Genomic DNA, 20,218 nt, shown 5'->3' on the forward strand with positions numbered 1-20,218 from the left:
CACAAACAGCTATGAAAACAGGAGTATTCATCCTCAAGGTCACGCCTCGTTCCCTGCGACGATGGACATGACAGCCATGCGCACCGCGATGCCGAAGGTCACCTGCGGCAGGATCACGCTCTGCTTGCCATCGACCACGGCGGAGTCGATCTCCACGCCACGGTTGATGGGGCCGGGGTGCATGACGATGGCGTCGGGCTTGGCCAGTTGCAGCTTTTCCTGCGTGAGGCCGAAGCTCTTGAAATACTCCTGGCTGGACGGCAGCAGCGCACCGCTCATGCGCTCGTTCTGCAGGCGCAGCATGATGACCACGTCGGCATCCTTGATGCCTTCTTCAAGCGTGTGGCACACCCGCACGCCCATCTGCGCCATGTCCGACGGCACCAGGGTGCGCGGACCCACCACACGCACTTCGGCGCAGCCCAGCGTGGTCAGGCCGTGGATGTCCGAGCGCGCCACGCGCGAGTGCAGCACGTCGCCCACGATGGCCACGGTGAGGTTGCTGAAGTCCTTTTTGTAGTGACGGATGGTGTACATGTCCAACAGCCCCTGCGTGGGGTGGGCATGCCGTCCGTCGCCTGCATTGATCACGTGCACATGCGGCGCCACGTGCTGCGCGATCAGGTAAGGCGCGCCGGACTCGCTGTGCCGCACCACGAACAGGTCGGCTGCCATCGCGCTCAGGTTGGCGATGGTGTCGAGCAGCGACTCGCCCTTGCTGGCCGAGCTGCGCGCGATGTCCAGGTTGATCACGTCGGCCGACAGGCGCTTGGCCGCGATCTCGAACGTGGTGCGGGTGCGCGTGCTGTTCTCGAAGAACAGGTTGAACACGCTCTTGCCGCGCAAGAGGGGCACCTTCTTGACTTCGCGGTCGTTGACGCTGACGAAGTTGGCGGCCGTGTCGAGGATGTGCGTGACGATGTCGCGCGGCAGGCCCTCGATGGACAGCAGGTGGATGAGTTCGCCGTTGCCGTTGAGTTGGGGATTGCGCTTGTGCAGCACGGTCAGGCCTCTTTAGTCTTTGTCTTGGACTTGGAATTGGAAGGTGCCGCTGTCGCCACGCGCCAGGGCCAGCGAATGGGCGACCGGCAGGGCCACCCGGGCAGCAGCAAAGTCGGCCTGCACGGGCAGCTCGCGTCCGCCACGGTCCACCAGCACAGCCAGGCGAACGCTGGCGGGGCGGCCATAGTCGAACAGCTCGTTGAGCACGGCGCGGATGGTGCGGCCGGTGTAGAGCACGTCGTCGAGCACCAACACGTCGGCGCCGTTCACGTCAAACGGCAGCGCGGTCTGCGCACTGGCCGACAAGCCACGCTGGGCGAAGTCGTCACGGTGCATCACCGATGACAACACACCGGCCGGGCCTTCCAGGCCCAGGTCTTTTTGCAGGCGCTCGGCCAGCCAGGCGCCGCCGGAGGCGATGCCCGCCAGGCGCGTGGTGGGGGTCAACATGCTGCGCACGCCGCGCAGCAGTTCGCGGTACAGCGCCTCGGCGTCTAGCACCAAGCTACCGGACATTCCAGGGGATGGGGTGGTCATGGGAGATTCCTCAAAAACTGTTCCAGGATGATGCAGGCCGAGGCCGCGTCGGCATCCTTGGCACCACCTGCAATGGCTTCGGTGGTGCTGTAGCGCTCGTCCACCTCAAACACCTGCAAGCCAAAGCGCCCGCGCAGCTGGCGCCCGAACTTGAGAGCACGCGCGGTGTTTTCGTGGGCCGCGCCGTCGGGGTGGTAGGGCACGCCGATCACCAGCGCATCGGGCTGCCATTCCTTGATGCGCTCGGCCACCTGGGCAAAACGGGCGTCGCCCTCGGCCTGGATGGTGCGCTGGGGTGTGGCGCTCTTGAGCATGCGGTTACCCGAGGCCACGCCCGTGCGCTTGAGCCCAAAGTCAAAAGCAAGAAAGGTCTGGAAATGCGCAGGAACGGCTGGCGGCTGGATGGACTGAGCGGGCGCGCCAGTCATGCGTGCCCCGCCTCGGGCGACAGCATCCAGGCCTGCAAACCCAGAAGCGACAGGGCCCGGTCGTACCGCTCGGGCACGGGCGTGTCGAAGATCACCGACAGATCGGCGGCCACCGTGAGCCAGGCGTTCTCGGCAAGCTCAGACTCCAACTGACCCTCGCCCCAGGACGAATACCCCAGCGTGATGAGCACGCGGCGGGGACCTGCGCCCGTGGAAAGGGCTTCGAGCACGTCCTTGGAGGTGGTCATCTCCAGGCCACCGGGGATGGTCATGGTGGAGGCGTAGGCCGACTCGTCGGTTTCCCCCTTGTCCATGAGCATGGGTTCGTGCAGCACAAATCCGCGCTCGGTCTGCACCGGGCCGCCCTGAAAAACGGGCTCTTTGGTGAGGTCCTCGCGGCGCAGCGACAGGTCCACCTTGTCAAACAGGCCCTTGAGGGTGATATCGGTGGGCTTGTTGATGATGAGGCCAAGCGCACCGCGTTCGCTGTGCTCACACAGATAGACGACGCTGCGCGCAAAAGACTCATCTTCCAGGCCGGGCATCGCGATCAGGAAGTGATGCGTCAGGTTGATGGGCGCAGAATCGAAAGACATCCCGCAATTTTAACGGTGAACATGCCCCCCTCCCCCGAGCCCACTTACTCCCGTGGCCTGGTCTGGTTCCGCCGCGACCTGCGTGCCCACGACCAGGCCGCCCTGTACCACGCGCTGACGCGCTGCGAGCAGGTGTTCTGCGCCTTTGTCTTTGACAAGCACATCCTCGACGCCCTGCCCCGCGCCGACCGCCGGGTGGAGTTCATCCGCGAGTCGCTGGTGGAGCTGGATGACACGCTGCGCGCGCTTTCGGGGCAGAAAAGGGGCGGCCTCATCGTGTGGCACGCGGTGGCTAGCGATGCCATTCCGGCCCTGGCCAGCGCCCTGGACGTGCAGGCGGTCTTTGCCAACCACGATGACGAACCCCAGGCGCTGGACCGCGACCGCCTGGTGCGCACGCGCCTGGCGGCTGCAGGCAAGGCCTTCCACACGTTCAAGGACCATACCCTGCTGGAGCGCAGCGAGGTGCTGACGCAGACCGGCAACCCGTACAGCGTGTTCACGCCGTACAAAAATGCGTGGCTCAAGAAGATCGACGCGTTCCAGCTCAAGAGCTATCCGGTGGAGCGCCACGCCCACCATCTGGCAGCGCGCCCTGAGGCCCATTGCCAGCCCGTGCCCACCTTGCAGGACCTTGGGTTTGAGCCCACGGACCTGTCCCAGCTGCGCCTGCCCACGGGCGCTCAGGGCGCACAGCAGCTGTTCGACGATTTTCTCGGCCGTATCGAGCGCTATGAGGACACGCGCAACTTTCCGGCAGTAAAAGGGCCCAGCTACCTGAGCGTGCACCTGCGGTTTGGCACCATCTCGCCGCGCTTGCTGGCACGCACGGCGCACCGCCTGATGCTGGAGGGCAACCCGGGCGCCACGACCTGGCTCAGCGAACTGATCTGGCGGGACTTCTACTTCCAGATCCTGCACCACCACCCGCATGTGGTGGGCCAGAGCTTCAAACCGGCCTACGATGCCATCGCCTGGGAGACCGGCCCCGGGGCCGACGCCCTGTTTGCCGCCTGGTGCGAGGGCCGCACCGGCTACCCGCTGGTGGATGCCGCCATGGCGCAGATCAACCAGACGGGCTACATGCACAACCGCCTGCGCATGGTGGTGGCAAGCTTTCTGGTGAAGGACTTGGGGCTGGACTGGCGCCGCGGCGAGGCCTACTTTGCCACGCTCCTCAATGACTTCGACCTGGCCGCCAACAACGGTGGCTGGCAGTGGGCCAGCTCCAGCGGGTGTGATGCCCAGCCCTATTTCCGCATCTTCAACCCGGTGAGCCAGAGCGAGAAGTTCGACCCGGAGGGCAAGTTCATACGCCGGTACCTACCCCAGCTCGCAGCGCTCCCCACCAAGGCACTCCACGCCCCCTGGCTGGCGCGCCCGCTGGAGTTGCAGGAAGCGGGCGTGCGCCTGGGAGACACCTACCCCTTGCCCGTGGTGGAGCACGATGCCGCAAGGCAACGCACGTTGGAGCGGTATGCCGTGGTGAAGACGGCTGCAGGGTGACAACACACGGACCCACAGACTCCAGCAGGTCGCCGAGGGCTAGCGATGCGCCGTGGGCGGCGGGTCGTCCGGCGGGGGTTCCTCCGGCGCCATCTGCATGCCCTCACCGCCCAGCGAGGCACCGGCGGCCAGCCGCAGTCGCAAACGCACATCGGTGCGGTTGTCGGCGTTAGCGATGGCTTCTTCGGGCGAAATCGTGCCCGCCTCCACCATCCCCAGCAGTGACTGATCAAAACTCCACATGCCCTGCTCGCCACTGCGGGTGATGGCGGTCTTGAGTTCGTCGATCTGCCCCTTCTGGATCAGCTCGGCCACATAGGGCGTGAGCAGCATGATCTCGGTAGCAGGCACCAAGTGGCCCGCAAGGCCCGGCACCAGGCGTTGCGCCACCACCGCCCGCAGGTTGAGGGACAGGTCCATGAGCAGCTGGCGGTGCGCGTCCTCGGGGAAAAAATTCACGATGCGCTGCACCGCCTGGTTGGCATTGTTGGCGTGCAGGGTGGACACACACAGATGGCCGGACTCAGCGTAGTGCAGTGCGTGCTGCATGGTGGCCCGGTCGCGGATCTCGCCGATCATGATCACATTCGGCGCCTCGCGCATGGCACGGCGCAGCGCCTCGTCATACGACAGGGTGTCGAGACCCACCTCGCGCTGCGTTACCAGGGATTTTTTGTGGCTGTGCAGGTATTCGATGGGGTCTTCTACCGTGAGGATGTGCCCGCCAGTGTGCGTGTTGCGATGGTCCAGCAATGCGGCCAGCGTGGTGGTCTTGCCCGAACCTGCGGAGCCCACCGTCAAGACCAGCCCCCCTTTGAGAAACGCCAGCCGCTGGAGGACGGGCGGCAACCCCAGTTCTTCCAGCGTCGGGATCCGCGCTATCACATGGCGGATCACCATGCCGACCTGCCCTCGCTGCATGTGCACGTTCACGCGAAAGCGCTCCCCGTCAGCGGTCTGCAGCGAGAGGTCGCACTCCATCGTGGTCTCGAACTCCTTGCGCTGGGCCTCCCGCAGGACGGAATAGGCCATTTGCCGCACATCGTCGGCTGACAGGACTTGCTGCGCAATGGGGATGAAGGCGCCCTGCCGCTTGATGGTGGGCGCAGCACCTGCCATCAGAAACAGGTCCGAAGCGCGCTCGCGCGCCACCAGGGCCAGGCAAGCCAGCAGCCGGGGGTCAGGGGAAGGGGATGGTGCCAGCGGATCCATCACGGTGACTGGGTCCGCCCTGTCCATGCACAGGACACCACAAGGCAAGGCAACAAGAGAGCACTCCCGACCCAGGCTGACTCGCAGGGTCGGGAGTGGGCCAGCATGGTGTCAGGCCTCGGCCGCCGCAGCGATGCGCGCGTAGTGCTGGATCAGGCTCAGCAGCTCTTCGTCCGAATAGGGCTTGCCCAGGTAATGGTTCACACCCAACTCCATCGCGTGCTCGCGGTGCTTTTCAGCAATCCGCGAGGTGATCATGATGATGGGCAGATCACGCAAGGCACCGTCTGCCCGGATGTTGCGCGCCAGATCGAAGCCGTCCATGCGCGGCATTTCGATGTCGGACAGAACCACCGTCGGGCGCTCCTCCTGCAGACGCTCCAGCGCCTGCAGGCCATCGGCCGCCAGGGCCACACGGTAGCCTTCGCGCTGCAGCAGACGCTGCGTCACGCGGCGCACGGTGATGGAATCATCCACCACCAGCACCAGCGGCACCTGACTCGGTCCCGACAACTGCTGAGACACGACGGCCTTACCCGTGCCGCCTGCGGCGGGGGCGTCGGGCGCTGGTGCCATGTCGGCACTGGCCGCACGCACCTGGTCGCCATACACCGTGGCCAAGGCCACCGGGTTGTAGATCAGCACTACGGCACCCGATGCCAGCACGGACATGCCCGCCAGACCCGGCAGACGGGACAACTGCGGCCCCAGGTTCTTCACCACCACTTCCTGGTTGCCAAGCACTTCGTCCACGTGCATCGCAACACGCTGGGCAGCGCTTCGGAAGATCACCACCGGGCGGGTCTTGCCCGCCGGCTCGGTGCTGCGGCTGGACGACTGCAGCAGGGCTCCCGACCAGAAGAACGGGATCTTCTCCATGCCGTCGTCAAACACGCCGGTACGGTAAGCCTCTGCCAAGTCAGGGGCCGAGGTGCGGCGGACAATCTCGACCACGTTGGCCGGAACGCCGATCGCCAAATCACCCGAGCGCAGCATCACCACCTGCGTCACTGCGGTGGTCAACGGCAGCACCATGCGGAATGCCGCACCCTTGCCCGCCTCGGTGGAGGTTTCGACGCGGCCGCCCAGCGCATTGATCTCAGCACGCACCACGTCCATGCCGATGCCCCGCCCTGCCAGACCAGTCACTTCGGAGGCCGTCGAGAAGCCTGGCATGAAGATCAGGTTGGCCGCATCCGCATCGCTCAGCTCCACGCCGGGCTCCACGATGCCCTGAGACACGGCCTTTTCGCGAATGCGCGGCAGGTTCAGACCCGCTCCGTCATCGCGGAACTCGACCGATACGTCATTGCCTTCGTGGTGCAGATCCACCGTGATGGTGCCCGACGACGGCTTGCCGGCCGCCGTGCGCACTTCAGGCTCTTCAATGCCGTGGGCCACGCAATTGCGCAACAAATGTTCGAAGGCGGGCGTCATGCGGTCCAGCACGCCACGGTCCATTTCGATGGAGCCGCCGGTGATGTCCAGCTTGATCTGCTTGCCGGTTTCCTTGGAGGCCTGACGCACCACCGCGTACAAGCGCTCGGCAATCCCCTCGAACTCCACCATACGTGTGCGCAGCAGATCCCGTTGCAGCTCACGCGCCTGGCGGCCTTGGGCAATCAAGTCGTCTTCAGCGCCTTCCATGGCACGTTGCAGATTGCGCTGCACCGTGGCCACGTCGTTGACCGACTCGGCCATCATGCGGGTCAACTCCTGCACCCGTGTGAAGCGGTCGAACTCCAGCGGATCGAAGCCCGCAGCAGAGTCCTTGGACAGCGCCAGACGCGACTGCATCTGGGATTCGGCCTGCACCTCGATGTCGCGCAATTGCTGACGCAAGCGGTCCAGATTGCCCGACAGATCGGTGAGTGAGCTACGGAACTGGCCCAGGCGCGCGTCCAGGCGCGAACGGCTGATCATCACCTCGCCCGCCTGGTTGACCAGGCGGTCCAGCAGCTGTGCACGCACGCGCACCGACTGGTTGGCTGCCACCCGCAGGGGCGCCAGCTGGGACGGTCCGGGCAGGCGCACGGCCGGAGCCGTTATCGCCAGCGGCTTGGCAGAAGATGCTGCCGCCGAGGGGACGGAGGCTTCGGCCGCATCCGCCACATTGGCGCGCAAGGCCGGTGTGGCTTCGACCGGCAGAGTAACCACTGTGTCGGAAGGCCCCTGACCAATGGCACGCAGCGCCTCGAAGTTGGCTTGCAGTCCATCGAAACTGCCTTGCAACGGCTCGATCTGGTCGGCCGTGACGGTTTCTGCGTCCAGCTGCTCGATCGCAGATTCCAGCCGGTGGGCCATTTCGCCCAGGCGCATCGCCCCGGCCAGTCGCGAACTGCCCTTGAGCGTGTGCAGGGCTCGCAATACTTCGCTGCGAGCGCTGAGGTTGTCGGGGCGCGACGCCCATTGGCGCAACGCACCACCGAGCTGGGGCAGCAACTCGGCCGCCTCTTCCTCGAAGATGGGGAACAGGTCAGGGTCGATGACGTCGATCGCATCGATGTCGTCGTCCGCGTCCGGGATCGAGGCAATGGCGTGCGCGATGGCATCGTCAATGTGCTGATCGTGGTCGTGGATGACGGCAGACAGCGCGGGCGCCACATGGCCCACCACGGGGGCAGGCACGGCGGGTGCAACAGCCTCAGGCTCTGCATCCACCCCAGGCACCTCCACCACCGGCTCAGGTGCCAACTCGGCCGCAGCAATTTCGGACGCTTCCTGCTCTGCGGCGTCGAGGTAGGCCTGCGCATCTTCCTCGGGTGGAGACTGGGTGCTGACCACCTCGGTTTCCAGAATCTGGCGCAGCTGGGCCAGCACTTCCGGGCTGGGCTCTTTGAGGAACCCGGCAGCAAACTGGTGCAACAGGCGACGGATGTCTTCCGCTGCAGCCATGAACGCTGCCGCTTGCTCCTCGGTGCCACCCGACTGCAGCTGCACATGCTGCAGCGTGTGCTCCAGCACGCGGGCCATTTCGGACAGCGCGGTGAAGCCCACCGTGGCCGAACTGCCGGCGAGCGAGTGCGACAGGGCCACGGCCGTGTCAGGCAGCGGCTCATGCAGTTCCAGCGCCCATTCCTGCAAACAGGTCACCAAGCGGCGAGACCATTCATCGGCCTCATTCAGGTACACGTTGTACAGCGGGATACCGATGCGCAGCGTGTCGATGACCTTCACCGCATCGTCGCTGCCGCCTTCTTCCTGCGGCAGGGCATCGAGCAGATGCGCCACTTCTTGCGCGGGCTCTACTTCAGCGATCAGGTCGTCTGGCAACGCTTCGGAACCGGCCACAGCCACGTCCTCGGGGGCAGGTGCAAGCAGTTCGGCAGCCTCGGCCGACTCGGCCTCCAGCAGCTTCTCCAGCTCAGCCACGTCCAGGGCTTCCAGCCCATCCGAAGGAATGCGGGCCTCTGTATCCACCGCGTTTTGCGGTTCGGCGACATCGAGCACCAGGTCTTCTGGCAGCAATAGTTCGTCGCCCAGGGCGCCTGCGGGCGCTTGCAGCGGCGCATCGACAGCGTCTGCGTGATCCACTGCGGGCACAGGCGCTTCCGCAGACACAGGTTCCAGGTCAGGCAGCTCCAGGTCGAGGACAAAGTCCACGCTGGACGGATCGACCACAGGTGCAGGTTCGTGGGCAGACTCGTTCAATGCTGCAGTGAACACCGAGAAGTCGATCTCCTCGGCCACTTCCGGGGCAGCGTTGGCGCTCTCGACGGGCTGTTCGGGCACATGCTCGGAGATCTCGGTGGCCTGGAAATCCGGCACCGTCAGTTCTTCGCTGAGCACTTCGGCGGAGAGGGCATCCACCGGCTCTGCCGCGGCCTCGGAAAGCTCCGGCGCGGCCTGTGGTGCTGTAGGTTCGGGCGCCATACCTCCACCCGATGGCATCGCCAGCGGTACCAGCGTGCCATCCAGGCGCATGGCATCTGCCGACCGGCGGAAGGACTCAGGGTCCCAGCCAGTCGCGCGGCCTGCGGCGATGTCGTCTGCCCAGCTGCTGAAAGCATGCAGTGCGTCGGTGGACAACTGCAGCAAGCTCGGCTGCATGGGCTTTTGTTCGGCCAGCCAGACGTTGAGCACCTGCTCCATCGACCAGGCTGCTTCGCCAAAGTCGTTCAGCCCCACCATGCGCGAGCTGCCCTTGAGCGTATGGAACGCACGGCGCAGTGTGGTCTGCTCGCTCAGGTCACCAGGTTCACCCCGCAGCTGCTCAATGGCAGCCAGGCCGTTGACCACCACTTCGCGTGCCTCTTCGAGGAACACGTCGAGCAGTTCATCTTCGACATCAGGCACTGGAGCGGGCGCAGCCGCAGCCGCCGGAGCGGCTGCTTCCAGCGGTACGGGCGCGGCAACGGCGGGAACGTCAAAGGAGATGTCCGGGGCCAGGCCTGCGGGCTCTGCCGCCACGCTGGCATCGGCTGCGGGGGCCGACTCAAAATCAGGGAACGGCGCAAAGTCCGTGGGCTCGCTGACAGGCTCCTGCACCGGAAAGCGGGGAATCACGTCTGGCACCAAGGTGGCAGAACGCTCTTCCAGCTTGGCAGGCGCTTCTTCCACAGCATCAGAGGCGCGCGCACGGGTTTTACCCATGAGGATGCGCAGTTCGCCCAGTTCTTCGTCGTACACAAAGAGCTTGCGCGCCATGGTGCGCTGATAGCTCAGCATGTCGATCAGGAAACCCAATGCGCCCAGGCTGTTACCCAGCTTTTCAAACGCGCTTTGGCGTTCTTCTTCGGGCACCTCGTTGATCAGCAGACGCTCCACCGTGTCGCGCATGCGGACCACAGCCAGTGATGCCTGATCCAGCCCCAGCACCGACAGCACGCCACGCATCTGCGCAAGATGCCCTGGCACGGTCGCCAGCACACCAGTGTCCTTCGGGTTGCGGAAAAACTGGTCCATGGCCTTTTCGGCCTCGCCCAGGGTCACCCGGAGCTCATCGACCACGCTGCCCATGGTCTGGTTGTCGCTGACCCGGCGGTACAGCTCTTCCATCCATTGTTCAAGGGGTTCGGGTTCGGCACCCGCCGTGACCGCATCCAGACGTTCTGCAAGACGGCTGGCGCGGGCTTCCATCTGTTCGTCTGCCGTGTCCAACTCTTCAAAAGCTGCCTGCAGGTACAGCACGGAGGTGGCCACTTCCATCGCCAATGCGGGCGACGGGGGTTCGCCCGACCGGGTGGTTGAATCCAGGGCACGCGTCAGCGCCTGCGCCAGGTTCTCACTGCCCGGATGGAGCTTGCGCAGCGAATCGCACACCAGGCTGAACTGGTCTGCCGCTGGCTTGAGTTTGTTGCGGTCGCCACCCGCCAGGGCAGACCAGGTTTCCGTGGCCGAGGCAATGCGCTTGCGCGCCTGCGTCAACACCGCCGGGTCAAAACGTCCGAAGCGGGCAGTCTCGTAGTCCACCGGCTTGAAGCGGTCCAGCGCAAAGGCCTGACGGACAGCACGCAATGAGGGCGCTGCGTCCTCTGCCAGATCGGCCACCTTGGCCTGCGAGCAGAAGAACAGCAGGTCCTGCACCAGCCGGTCGGCGATCGTCGGATCGCCCTTGGCCAACGTGGCGTACTGCATGAGCACACGGGATGCCACGCGCTTGACGTACACATCTGGCGGCAAAAGGCCCGAGCCAAACGCATCGAAGAAACCCGCGCAAATTTTCCAGAACGCACGCGCCTGCCGATCTGTTTGTGCGGCCACAAAGCCCAGGCAGGTGTCGCGCAGGCTCAGGGCGGCCTTCAGGTCCCCCGACTTGACGATGCGCAGCACAGCTGCATCCAGCCGCGCCCGCGCCTCGGGACCGTAGGGCAGAGGTGGGCGCGACACCGCACCTTCGGGTTCACGGAAACGGCGCTCTACCGGCCACAAGTCAGCGGGATGAACACGGTCAGCGCCTGCCAATGCCTGGGCATCGCGGTACTGCGGAAACAGGGCCACGGGCGATACGGCTTTGCCCGCCAGCACGGTTTCCAGATATTCGATCAGCGCAAAGCTGGCGCGCTCGATCACGGCGGCAGCGTCATCGCTGCAGGTTTCGGGGCGCTGAACAAACTTCTGCACCGCCGATTCCATGGACCGCAACACCAGCGCCGGAGGACCCATGCCCACCATTTCCAGCGCACCACAGGCTTGGTGCAGTTGCTGGCGCGCAATGCGCAGGGGGCCAGCGTCCAGCGCCGCCAGATCGGACTCGCGTGCTACCTCGGCATCACGCACAAAGCGCCGCATCGCCTTGACAGCACCGTCCAGCGATTTGCGCAGCTCGTCAAGCACCCAAGCCAAAGGACCCAGGTCCTGATCTCCCTGGGTCCCGTCGGCGGCCGGTGCATTGTTGACATCAATAGATGACATGGATTCGTCCCCGGCTGCAATGAGCCAGCTGGTTGATGACTAACTGCTGCGTCAGGCGATCTTGAAACGTGCCACCGATTGGCGCAGTTCCTCGGCCATGTGCGAGAGCTCGCGCACCTGTTGCGCTGTGGTGCGGGTACCTTCACCCGTCTGCTCGGTCACCGCAAAAATGTGCTGGATGTTGTCGGCCACTTCGTTGGCCAGAACAGCTTCCCGGGAAGTCGAAGACGAAATCTGCTCAATCAGTTCGGCCAAACGGCGCGACACGCGGTCAATCTCGGTCAGCGCAGTACCAGCGCTGTCGGACAGGCGTGCCCCTTCCACCACACCCTGCGTGGAGCGCTCCATAGCAGCCACGGCATCCTGGGTATCGGTTTGAATGGCTTTCACCAGGGCAGAAATCTGGCGCGTCGCATCGGCCGAACGTTCAGCCAGACGCTGCACTTCTTCCGCCACCACCGAGAAGCCGCGACCGGCTTCACCGGCGGATGCAGCCTGGATGGCAGCGTTCAGAGCCAGCACGTTCGTCTGTTCGGTAATGTCAGAAATCAGCTCGGTGATTTCACCGATCTCCTGCGACGATTCACCCAGGCGCTTGATCCGCTTGGAGGTGTCCTGGATCTGGTCACGGATGGAGTTCATACCGCCGATAGCGTTCTGCACGGCCTGCAGACCCGAGTCCGCGGCTTGCAGCGACTGACGGGCCACCGTGGCGGACTCTTGCGCTTGTGTAGACACTTCGTTAATGCGGGTCGCCATGTCCAGAACGGAGCGGCCGGTTTCGCGGATTTCGCGCAACTGCTCGGTCGATGCCGCCAGCAGTTCGGTCGAGGTGTTGTCCACCTGGGCAGTCGTCTGCGCCACGCGGGTCGCCGTGTTCTGCACGCTGCCCACCAGTTGGCGCAGCTCTTCCACCGTGTAGTTCACCGAGTCGGCAATGGCGCCGGTGATGTCTTCCGTCACGGTGGCTTCTTGCGTCAGGTCACCTTCAGCGACCGACTGCAGTTCGTTCATCAAACGCAAAATGGCGGCCTGGTTGGCGTCGTTGACGCGCTTGGCTTCCTGCTCCTGGCGCTTGGCGTCACGTTGCTGGTTTTCCGCAGCTGCCTGACGGCCACGGCTGTCCAGCAGCTGGACGCGCGAAATGCCGATACCGCACAGCAGCACGAACAAGCCTGCCAGCGCCAGAGCGGCGAACTGGCCGGCGCCCAGACCGGTCTGGGCGGACAGCTTGCTCTGCAGACCTTCCAGCTGGCGGCGCAGTGGCTCGCTGTCGGCAATGATGGCGGACTGTGCTTCGCGGGCAGACACCAGACCTTGCAGGTTGCCCAGAATCGCGCTGGCCTGGGTCCGGGTCTGTTCGTACAGCTTGATCAGCGCTTCCAGTTGTTCGCGGGTCTGCGCGTCCTTTGTGGCCGACAGGCGCAACTCGGGGCTGCCTTCCAGCAGGCCCTGCGCGATTTCCTTGAAGGAGTTCAAGTCCTTGCCCAACAGGAACACGGCCTCAGGGCTCACGCCTTCCATGGTCTGGAACTCGTTGGCCGACTTGCCGATACGCTGGGTCAACATCACCAGCTGGCCTGCGGCGGAGATTTCGGCAGCGGGCGCATTTTGTTGCAGCTTGAGCGAGGAGACCGTTTCAGCGATTTCCAGCAGGTCGGATGACTGGCGGTTGATGGTGCGCAGAGCGTCACCCACCTGCGTCAGGATCTTTTGCTGACCCATCACCACGCTGGCGTTGCGCTCGGCGCGCTCCATCAGGGGGTTGACGGCGTCCAGATCGGGCTTGAAGGGTTCACCCAGCGACTGCACACCCAGCTCGTTGTCACCGGCATTCAGGGCGCGCACGTTGCGCGCCAGCACGCCAGAGCTTTCCACCACGTCCGGGAAGGCCTGTGGGCTACCCACCAGTGCCTGCGACACCGACTTGGCAAGACGTTGCGACTGCATCAGCGACTGGCCGGTAGCAGCCAATTGCTGTGCGGAACGGTCGGCCTGCTGCAGCACCCAACCGGCGATCAGCGCCAGCACCACCACACCCACGGCCAGCAGGGCCAGCAGTCGGCGCTGATGGCCGGCAGCGGTCGAGCGGCCCAGCAGGGGCAGGCTGATGAGGTCTTCTTCGGCCTCGGGCGCGGTCAACTCGGGCGTGTAGCCGTCGGGATCGCCCTGGACGCTGTTCATGGCTTCGGCCTGGTAGGAGTCGCGCAGTTGCGAGCCATCCAGCGCCCCCGTGGCCAGGAGATCCTGCCCATCGTCGGTCGCGCCGGCGGCTGCGCCGGTGTCAGGCGTGGCGGGTTTCCGGTTGAACAGTTTTCCAAATTGATTGACGACGGACATGGTGCAGCCTTACAGAAAAACTCAAGCACTGATGCTCAGGAAAGCGGGATGTTGGGACAGGATCTGCAAGTTCAGCTCCTGCCAGCGTGTGCCACTGGAATCGATATAGGTGGTGCCGAAGAAGCTGGGTGAATCCTCGGCGGGCGGCTCGGACGACACAAACGCATCCGTGCCGCGCAGACCGGCGAGGCGGTCCACCAGCAAGGCAGCATTCACGTCGAGCGCCGCATTGAACGCCAACAGGCTGGCCTCGGACAGGGCCTGCTCAGTGCGTGCTGCGGTGGACCCCAGCAACCCAGCCAGATCCACCACCCCCACCAAGCCACCTCGCAGGTTGGCCACACCCAGAAACCAGCGCTGGGTGTAAGGCACGGCCTGCACCGATACCCAGGGGAAGATCTCCCCGGACTGCCCCAGGGGCAGCAAATAGAAATTCCCGGCGGACTCTACAGCCAGCCAGGAGGACACAGACGTACCTTCGGACCTTGCAGCCTGCAAACGGCTGGCAAGTCGGGTCTGGAGCTCCCGTAGGGCTTCGCGGTTTGCCATGAGCGCGCCGCTGCCTCAGTTCAGAGCGTCAATTTTGGCCTGCAGCTCTGCGGGATCCACCGGCTTGGTGATGTAGCCGCGCGCACCCTGGCGCATACCCCAGACACGGTCGGTTTCCTGGTTCTTGCTGGTGCACATGATGATGGGCACATCAGCGTAAAGGGGGTCACGGGTAATGGCACGCGTGAGCTGAAACCCGTTTTGGCCGGGCATCACCACATCCATCAGGATGAGGTCAGGCTTTTCTTCGGCCAGACGACGAAACGCCTCTTCGGCATTTTCTGCGGTACGGACTTGCATGCCTTTTTTCTGAAGCAGGTCCGTCAAAAACATCAACTCGGTCTTCGAGTCGTCGACGACCAATACTTTCTGAATGGGCATTACATGGCTCCTTGTTGGGAATTGCCAAACTGCTGCACTGCCTGCAACAGCTGGTCTTTGGTAAACGGCTTGGTGAGATATTCCTGGCAGCCGACCATGCGCCCACGCGCCTTGTCGAACACGCCGTCCTTGGAGGACAGCATCACCACCGGGGTATCTGCGAAACGGGCGTTGCGCTTGATGATGGCGCAGGTCTGGTACCCGTCGAGCTTGGGCATGAGGATGTCGCAGAAAATCAGCTGAGGCTGGTAATCGTTGACTTTGGCCAAAGCATCAAAGCCGTCGTCGGCCAACAAGACTTCGTGCCCCCCCTGCTTGAGAAAAATCTCGGCGCTTCGACGGATGGTGTTGCTGTCATCCACCACGAGCACTTTGAAAGATGCGCCTGTTGTAGTCAATTGTCACTGCTCCCGATGGAGAAAATAAACAACGCAGCAGCGATTAGTGCTGGAGCGCCTCAGATCTGGACCATCTCGAAATCTTCCTTGCGGGCGCCACATTCTGGGCAGGTCCAGTTCATCGGGACCTGATCCCAGGGGGTGTTGGGTGGAATGCCGTGTTCGGGAGACCCCTCAGCCTCGTCATAAATCCAGCCGCAAATCAAACACATCCAAGTTTTAAAGTCGGTCACAGCTTAAAGGGCCTTCACATAGAATGCAACGATTGTATCTAGTGATCTCCGCGGCCTGCAGCTTCCGTGCCACCCCTCCAGCAGGATCTGGTCCATGACCATCAAAGCCTCCCTTCCCCCCCCAGAAATCCCAGATATTGACGACGATGACGCGGAGGAAGCGAGCCCGGCCTGTGTGCTGGTGTTCAATGCCAGCGACCCCAGCGGAGCCGGCGGACTGACAGCCGACATCACCACCATCGCCTCGGTCGGAGGGCATCCGATCGCCGTGGTCACCGGGGCCTATGCCCGCGACACCGCTCAGATTTTTGACCACTTCAGCTTCGACGACGAGGCTGTGTCCGAGCAGGCGCGGGCCGTGCTGGAAGACCTGCCCGTACAGGCCATCAAAGTCGGCTTTGTGGGCAGCCCCGAGAACATCAGCACCATTGCCGAGATCACGACCGACTATGACGAAGTCCCCGTGATCGCCTACATGCCCAACCTGTCCTGGTGGCGTGACGAGCTGATCGACGAGTACCTCGACGCCTTCCGCGAGCTGCTGCTACCCCAGACCTCGGTGTTGGTTGGAAACCACAGCACCCTGTGGCGCTGGCTGCTGCCGGACTGGACGGGCGAGCGCAGCCCCACCGCCCGGGACATTGCCCGCGCAGCGTCCGAGATGGGCGTGCCCTACACATTGGTCACTGGCATCCCCTTGCCCGAGCAGTTCGTCGAGAACGTGCTGGCCTCGCCGCAGACCGTTCTGGGCAGTGGCAAGTTCGAGCTGTTTGACGCCACCTTCTCGGGCGCGGGCGATACGCTCTCGGCCGCACTCACTGCCCTGGTGGCCAGCGGCAACGACTTGGGCGAAGCGACCAGCGAAGCGCTGGGTTACCTCGACCGTTGCCTGGACGCGGGCTTTCGCCCCGGCATGGGGCACATCGTGCCCGACCGCATGTTCTGGGCACAGCCCGAGGACGACGAGACCGACGGCGACGAAGAAGAAACCACGATTGATGAAACACAGGCCCTGGAGGGTTTTGTGATGCCACCCCATGACACCAAGCACTGATCTCAATATTCCCCTGTTCGAACGCGCCAAGGCGCTGATCCCCGGAGGCGTGAATTCGCCCGTGCGGGCCTTCAAGGCGGTCGGAGGCACACCCCGCTTCGTCAAGCGCGCGCAAGGCGCCTACTTCTGGGATGCGAACGACCAGCGCTTCATTGATTACATCGGCTCCTGGGGCCCGATGATCCTCGGCCACGGCCACCCCGCCGTGCTAGACGCGGTGCAGAAGGCTGCGCTCGAAGGCTTCAGCTTTGGCGCCCCCACCGAGCGCGAAGTCGAGCTGGCCGAGGAGATCCTGAGCCTGGTGCCGTCCATGGAGATGATTCGTCTGGTCAGCTCGGGCACCGAAGCGGGCATGAGCGCCATCCGCCTGGCCCGTGGCGCCACGGGCCGCAGCAAGTTCATCAAGTTCGAAGGCTGCTACCACGGCCATGCCGACTCGCTGCTGGTCAAGGCCGGCTCGGGCCTGGCCACGTTTGGCAATGCCACCAGCGCTGGCGTGCCGCCCGAAGTGGTGCAGCACACCCTGGTGCTTGAATACAACAACGTCGCCCAGCTGGAAGAAGCCTTTGCCCTGCACGGTAAGGAGCTGGCCTGCGTGATGATCGAACCCATTGCGGGCAACATGAACCTGGTGCGCGCGAGCGTGCCGTTCATGCAGCGCTGCCGCGAGCTGTGCACCGAATACGGTGCGCTGCTGGTGCTGGATGAAGTGATGACCGGTTTCCGCGTGGCCCTGGGCAGCGCGCAAAGCGTGTACGCCAAGAGCATCCCCGGCTTCCAACCCGACATCACCGTGCTGGGCAAGGTGATCGGTGGAGGCATGCCGCTGGCGGCCTTTGGCGGCCCGCGCGCCATCATGGAACACCTCGCGCCACTGGGCGGCGTGTACCAGGCGGGCACGCTGTCGGGCAACCCGGTGGCCACGGCCTGTGGCCTGGCCACGCTGCGCGAGATCAAGAAGCCCGGCTTCTTCGATGCGCTGTCGGCCCGCACCCGCTCGCTGGTCGATGGCCTGCAAGCCGCTGCCACGGCGGAAGGCGTGCCGTTCTGCGGTGACTGCGAGGGTGGCATGTTTGGCTTCTTCCTGCTGCCCGAACTGCCGCAGAACTATGCCCAGGTGCTCCAAACCGACAGCGCGCGCTTCAACCAGCTGTTCCACGGTCTGCTGGACCGGGGCATCTACATTGCACCGGCCTTGTATGAAGCGGGCTTCGTGAGCGCCGCCCACACCGCCGACGACGTGGCAGCCACCGTGGCTGCTGCGCGTGAAGTATTCAAGACGCTCTCAAAATAATAGCTAGCAGCGCATATTGCACTAGCGCTTCCTGCCAATTTGGCACCGAATGGCCCTCACAAGGGCCATTTTTCATGGCGACGAGGCTTGTGGCGGACAGTCACAGCAGTCCGCGCAGTTCGCGGGCGGCCTCCTGCAGCAGCGGCAGCATGTCGCGCTGCAGGCTGCCCTCGTCCATCTGCTTGGGCGACGCCACCACGTTGAGCGCCGCCACCGTATGGCCCTGCAGGTTGCGCAGCGGCACAGCCAGCGCGTGCACGCCCAACTCGTGCTCCTCCACGGCCAGGCAATAGTCGTCCCGCCGCACCTTGGTGATCACCTGCCGCAGCGGGCCTACCTGCGTAATGGTTCGGGGCGTGAGGCGGTGCAAGGGCCGGTTCTTGAGCCAGGCGGTCAACTCCGCCGGGGGCAGCGCCGCCAGCAACACGCGCCCGGTGGACGTAGGGTGGGCCGGCAGCCGCGCGCCCAGGTGCAGGCCATAGGCCAGCACCCGCGACGGCGCGCCATACACGCCACTGCGCGCCACGATCACCACCTCATCCCCATCCAGCACCACCGCCGAGAACGACTGCTGGGTCTGGGCTGCCAGCCGGTTCAGCGTGGGTTGCAGCACGCGCGGCAGCCGGGCAGACGCAAGGTAGCTGCCCGAAAACCGAAGCACCTTGGGCGCCAGCCAGAAGTAGCTGCCATCCGTCTCCAGGTACCCCAGGTGCGCCAGGGTCAACAGGTGCCGCCGCGCCGCTGCCCGCGTGAGGCCGGTGCGCTGCGCCGCCAGCGTGGCGTTCAGGCGCTGGCGCTCGGTGTCGAAACTCTCCAGCACGGCCATGCCTTTGGCCATGCCTTCGATGAAGTCTGCCTTGGCGATGGGGGTGGAAGCCATGGGGGTGACGGGTTGGGGACCGGGGGATTGAGCGGGGTTCTAACGCCGGGGCTACCGGGGCCCTGCAGCGACTCGGTGCACTCACTACCGGGCCTGACCACCCGCATCACCCCGGAGACTGCGCGATCATCGCACAAAGCATCGACTGATCGCACGCAATCGGCAGCGCCGGATATCGCTTTGATCTGGATCAACCTACGCTCAAGGCCACTGGTTTTCGGTATCCCCCATCTCCCCCACCCCATTCTCAGAGGTTTTCCATGCGCACCCAGGTTGCCATCGTTGGTGCCGGCCCCGCCGGCCTGCTGCTCGGTCAGTTGCTTCACAAGTCCGGCGTTGACGCCGTCATCATCGAGCAGCGCAGCCCCGACTACGTGCTCGGCCGCATCCGCGCCGGGGTGCTGGAAAAGGTCTGCATGGACCTGCTGGACCAGGCGGGCGTGAGCGCCCGTGCCCATGCCGAGGGCCTGCCCCACGACGGCATCGAGCTGCTGTTCAAGGGCCAGCGCCACCGCATCGATCTGCACGAGTTGACCGGTGGCAGCCGCGTGACCGTCTACGGCCAGACCGAAGTGACCCGCGACCTGATGGATGCGCGTGCGGCAGCAGGGCTGACCACCGTGTACGACGCGCAGAACGTGCAAGTGCACGACTTTGATGGTCGAAGCCCGCGCGTGACCTACCAGAAGGACGGCCAGACCCACGAGCTGGCCTGTGACTTCATCGCGGGCTGCGACGGCTACCACGGCGTGTGCCGCGCCAGCGCACCGGCCAACCTGCTCAAGACCTACGAGCGCGTGTACCCCTTTGGCTGGCTGGGCGTGCTGGCCGACGTGCCGCCCGTGTCGCACGAACTCATCTACGCCAACACCGAACGCGGCTTTGCGCTGTGCAGCATGCGCAGCGCCACGCGCAGCCGCTACTACGTGCAGGTGCCCACCACCGACAAGGTCGAGAACTGGACCATCGACCAGTTCTGGACCGAGCTGGGCAACCGTCTGGACCCTGAGGCCCGCGCCAACCTGGTGACCGGCCCCGCACTGGAGATGAGCATCGCCCCGCTGCGCAGCTTTGTGGCCGAGCCCATGCGCTTTGGCCGCATGTTCCTGGCGGGTGATGCCGCCCACATCGTGCCGCCCACCGGCGCCAAGGGCCTGAACCTGGCCGCCAGCGACGTGGGTTATCTGTGGACCGCGCTGACCGAGTTCTACAAAGAAAAGTCAGCCGTTGGCATCGACACCTACTCCGACCGCTGCCTGCGCCGTGTGTGGCGTGCCGAGCGCTTCTCCTGGTGGTTCACTTCGCTGATGCACCGCTTTCCGGAAACCGGCGAGTTCGGTCAGAAGATCCAGGAAGCGGAGTTGGACTACCTGGTGCACTCCCGTGCGGCCTCGGTGTCGCTGGCGGAAAACTATGTGGGTCTGCCGATGAACTTTGGGGCCTGAGCCCCGGCC

16 protein-coding genes are annotated in these 20,218 nt (G+C 64.6%); 4 read left to right on the plus strand and 12 right to left on the minus strand.

From position 1 onward, the window contains the following. Window positions 1–39: 39 nt before the first annotated feature. Genes C8C95_RS05185 through C8C95_RS05200 form a run of 4 tightly spaced genes read right to left on the minus strand, consistent with a single transcriptional unit; the run spans window position 40 to window position 2,563 of the window. The gene (locus tag C8C95_RS05185) at window positions 40–1,002 is read right to left on the minus strand and encodes an aspartate carbamoyltransferase catalytic subunit (RefSeq protein WP_056066217.1); all 963 of its coding nucleotides are present in this window, start codon (window positions 1,000–1,002) and stop codon (window positions 40–42) included. Between the two features lie 12 nt (window positions 1,003–1,014). Next, a complete protein-coding gene (gene pyrR, locus C8C95_RS05190) occupies window positions 1,015–1,539 on the minus strand; it encodes a bifunctional pyr operon transcriptional regulator/uracil phosphoribosyltransferase PyrR (RefSeq protein ID WP_060987636.1) in 525 nt (174 codons plus the stop codon). Beyond that, window positions 1,536–1,967 carry a Holliday junction resolvase RuvX gene (gene ruvX, locus C8C95_RS05195; RefSeq protein ID WP_015015582.1) on the minus strand — a complete coding sequence of 144 codons (432 nt, stop codon included), beginning with the start codon at window positions 1,965–1,967 and terminating at the stop codon, window positions 1,536–1,538. The genes pyrR and ruvX overlap by 4 nt, the downstream gene beginning before the upstream one ends. Continuing rightward, a complete protein-coding gene (locus C8C95_RS05200) occupies window positions 1,964–2,563 on the minus strand; it encodes a YqgE/AlgH family protein (protein WP_015015583.1) in 600 nt (199 codons plus the stop codon). Before C8C95_RS05200 ends, ruvX begins: the two co-directional genes overlap by 4 nt. Before the next feature lie 21 nt (window positions 2,564–2,584). Here C8C95_RS05200 and C8C95_RS05205 point away from each other — a divergent pair, with 21 nt between their 5' ends. Further along, complete coding sequence (locus C8C95_RS05205; RefSeq protein WP_165836571.1) at window positions 2,585–4,069, plus strand: deoxyribodipyrimidine photo-lyase; 1,485 nt, start codon at window positions 2,585–2,587, stop codon at window positions 4,067–4,069. Window positions 4,070–4,108: 39 nt separating this feature from the next. On the opposite strand, the gene C8C95_RS05210 is transcribed toward C8C95_RS05205, so the two are convergent. The 7 genes from C8C95_RS05210 to C8C95_RS05240 form a co-directional block, all read right to left on the minus strand. Next, the gene (locus C8C95_RS05210; protein ID WP_235509418.1) at window positions 4,109–5,308 is read right to left on the minus strand and encodes a PilT/PilU family type 4a pilus ATPase; all 1,200 of its coding nucleotides are present in this window, start codon (window positions 5,306–5,308) and stop codon (window positions 4,109–4,111) included. 84 nt (window positions 5,309–5,392) lie between these two features. Next, window positions 5,393–11,635 carry an Hpt domain-containing protein gene (locus C8C95_RS05215; RefSeq protein WP_116747886.1) on the minus strand — a complete coding sequence of 2,081 codons (6,243 nt, stop codon included), beginning with the start codon at window positions 11,633–11,635 and terminating at the stop codon, window positions 5,393–5,395. A 51-nt stretch (window positions 11,636–11,686) separates the two neighbouring features. Then, entirely contained in the window at window positions 11,687–13,975 is a 2,289-nt protein-coding gene (locus C8C95_RS05220) for a methyl-accepting chemotaxis protein (RefSeq protein ID WP_056066230.1), read from the minus strand. Between the two features lie 21 nt (window positions 13,976–13,996). Continuing rightward, window positions 13,997–14,524 carry a chemotaxis protein CheW gene (locus C8C95_RS05225; protein WP_116747887.1) on the minus strand — a complete coding sequence of 176 codons (528 nt, stop codon included), beginning with the start codon at window positions 14,522–14,524 and terminating at the stop codon, window positions 13,997–13,999. 15 nt (window positions 14,525–14,539) lie between these two features. Further along, window positions 14,540–14,905 carry a response regulator gene (locus C8C95_RS05230; protein WP_005796104.1) on the minus strand — a complete coding sequence of 122 codons (366 nt, stop codon included), beginning with the start codon at window positions 14,903–14,905 and terminating at the stop codon, window positions 14,540–14,542. Continuing rightward, window positions 14,905–15,303, minus strand: coding sequence for a response regulator (locus C8C95_RS05235; RefSeq protein ID WP_005796099.1), 399 nt, complete (start codon window positions 15,301–15,303; stop codon window positions 14,905–14,907). The genes C8C95_RS05230 and C8C95_RS05235 overlap by 1 nt, the downstream gene beginning before the upstream one ends. Before the next feature lie 59 nt (window positions 15,304–15,362). Further along, the gene (locus C8C95_RS05240; protein WP_165836572.1) at window positions 15,363–15,515 is read right to left on the minus strand and encodes a rubredoxin; all 153 of its coding nucleotides are present in this window, start codon (window positions 15,513–15,515) and stop codon (window positions 15,363–15,365) included. Window positions 15,516–15,630: 115 nt separating this feature from the next. Here C8C95_RS05240 and C8C95_RS05245 point away from each other — a divergent pair, with 115 nt between their 5' ends. Next, entirely contained in the window at window positions 15,631–16,590 is a 960-nt protein-coding gene (locus tag C8C95_RS05245) for a bifunctional hydroxymethylpyrimidine kinase/phosphomethylpyrimidine kinase (RefSeq protein WP_056746881.1), read from the plus strand. Beyond that, window positions 16,574–17,884, plus strand: coding sequence for a glutamate-1-semialdehyde 2,1-aminomutase (gene hemL / locus C8C95_RS05250; RefSeq protein ID WP_116747888.1), 1,311 nt, complete (start codon window positions 16,574–16,576; stop codon window positions 17,882–17,884). Before C8C95_RS05245 ends, hemL begins: the two co-directional genes overlap by 17 nt. Before the next feature lie 100 nt (window positions 17,885–17,984). On the opposite strand, the gene C8C95_RS05255 is transcribed toward hemL, so the two are convergent. After that, on the minus strand, window positions 17,985–18,764 hold the full coding sequence (locus C8C95_RS05255; RefSeq protein WP_116747889.1) for an IclR family transcriptional regulator C-terminal domain-containing protein: 780 nt from the start codon (window positions 18,762–18,764) through the stop codon (window positions 17,985–17,987). Window positions 18,765–19,024: 260 nt separating this feature from the next. On the opposite strand from C8C95_RS05255, the gene pobA reads away from it, so the two are divergent. Further along, window positions 19,025–20,209 (plus strand): 4-hydroxybenzoate 3-monooxygenase, encoded by a 1,185-nt coding sequence (gene pobA / locus C8C95_RS05260; protein ID WP_116747890.1) that lies wholly within the window; start codon window positions 19,025–19,027, stop codon window positions 20,207–20,209. Window positions 20,210–20,218 lie beyond the last annotated feature (9 nt).

This window comes from Acidovorax sp. 99, from assembly GCF_003096455.1.
Lineage (GTDB): Bacteria > Pseudomonadota > Gammaproteobacteria > Burkholderiales > Burkholderiaceae_C > Acidovorax > Acidovorax delafieldii.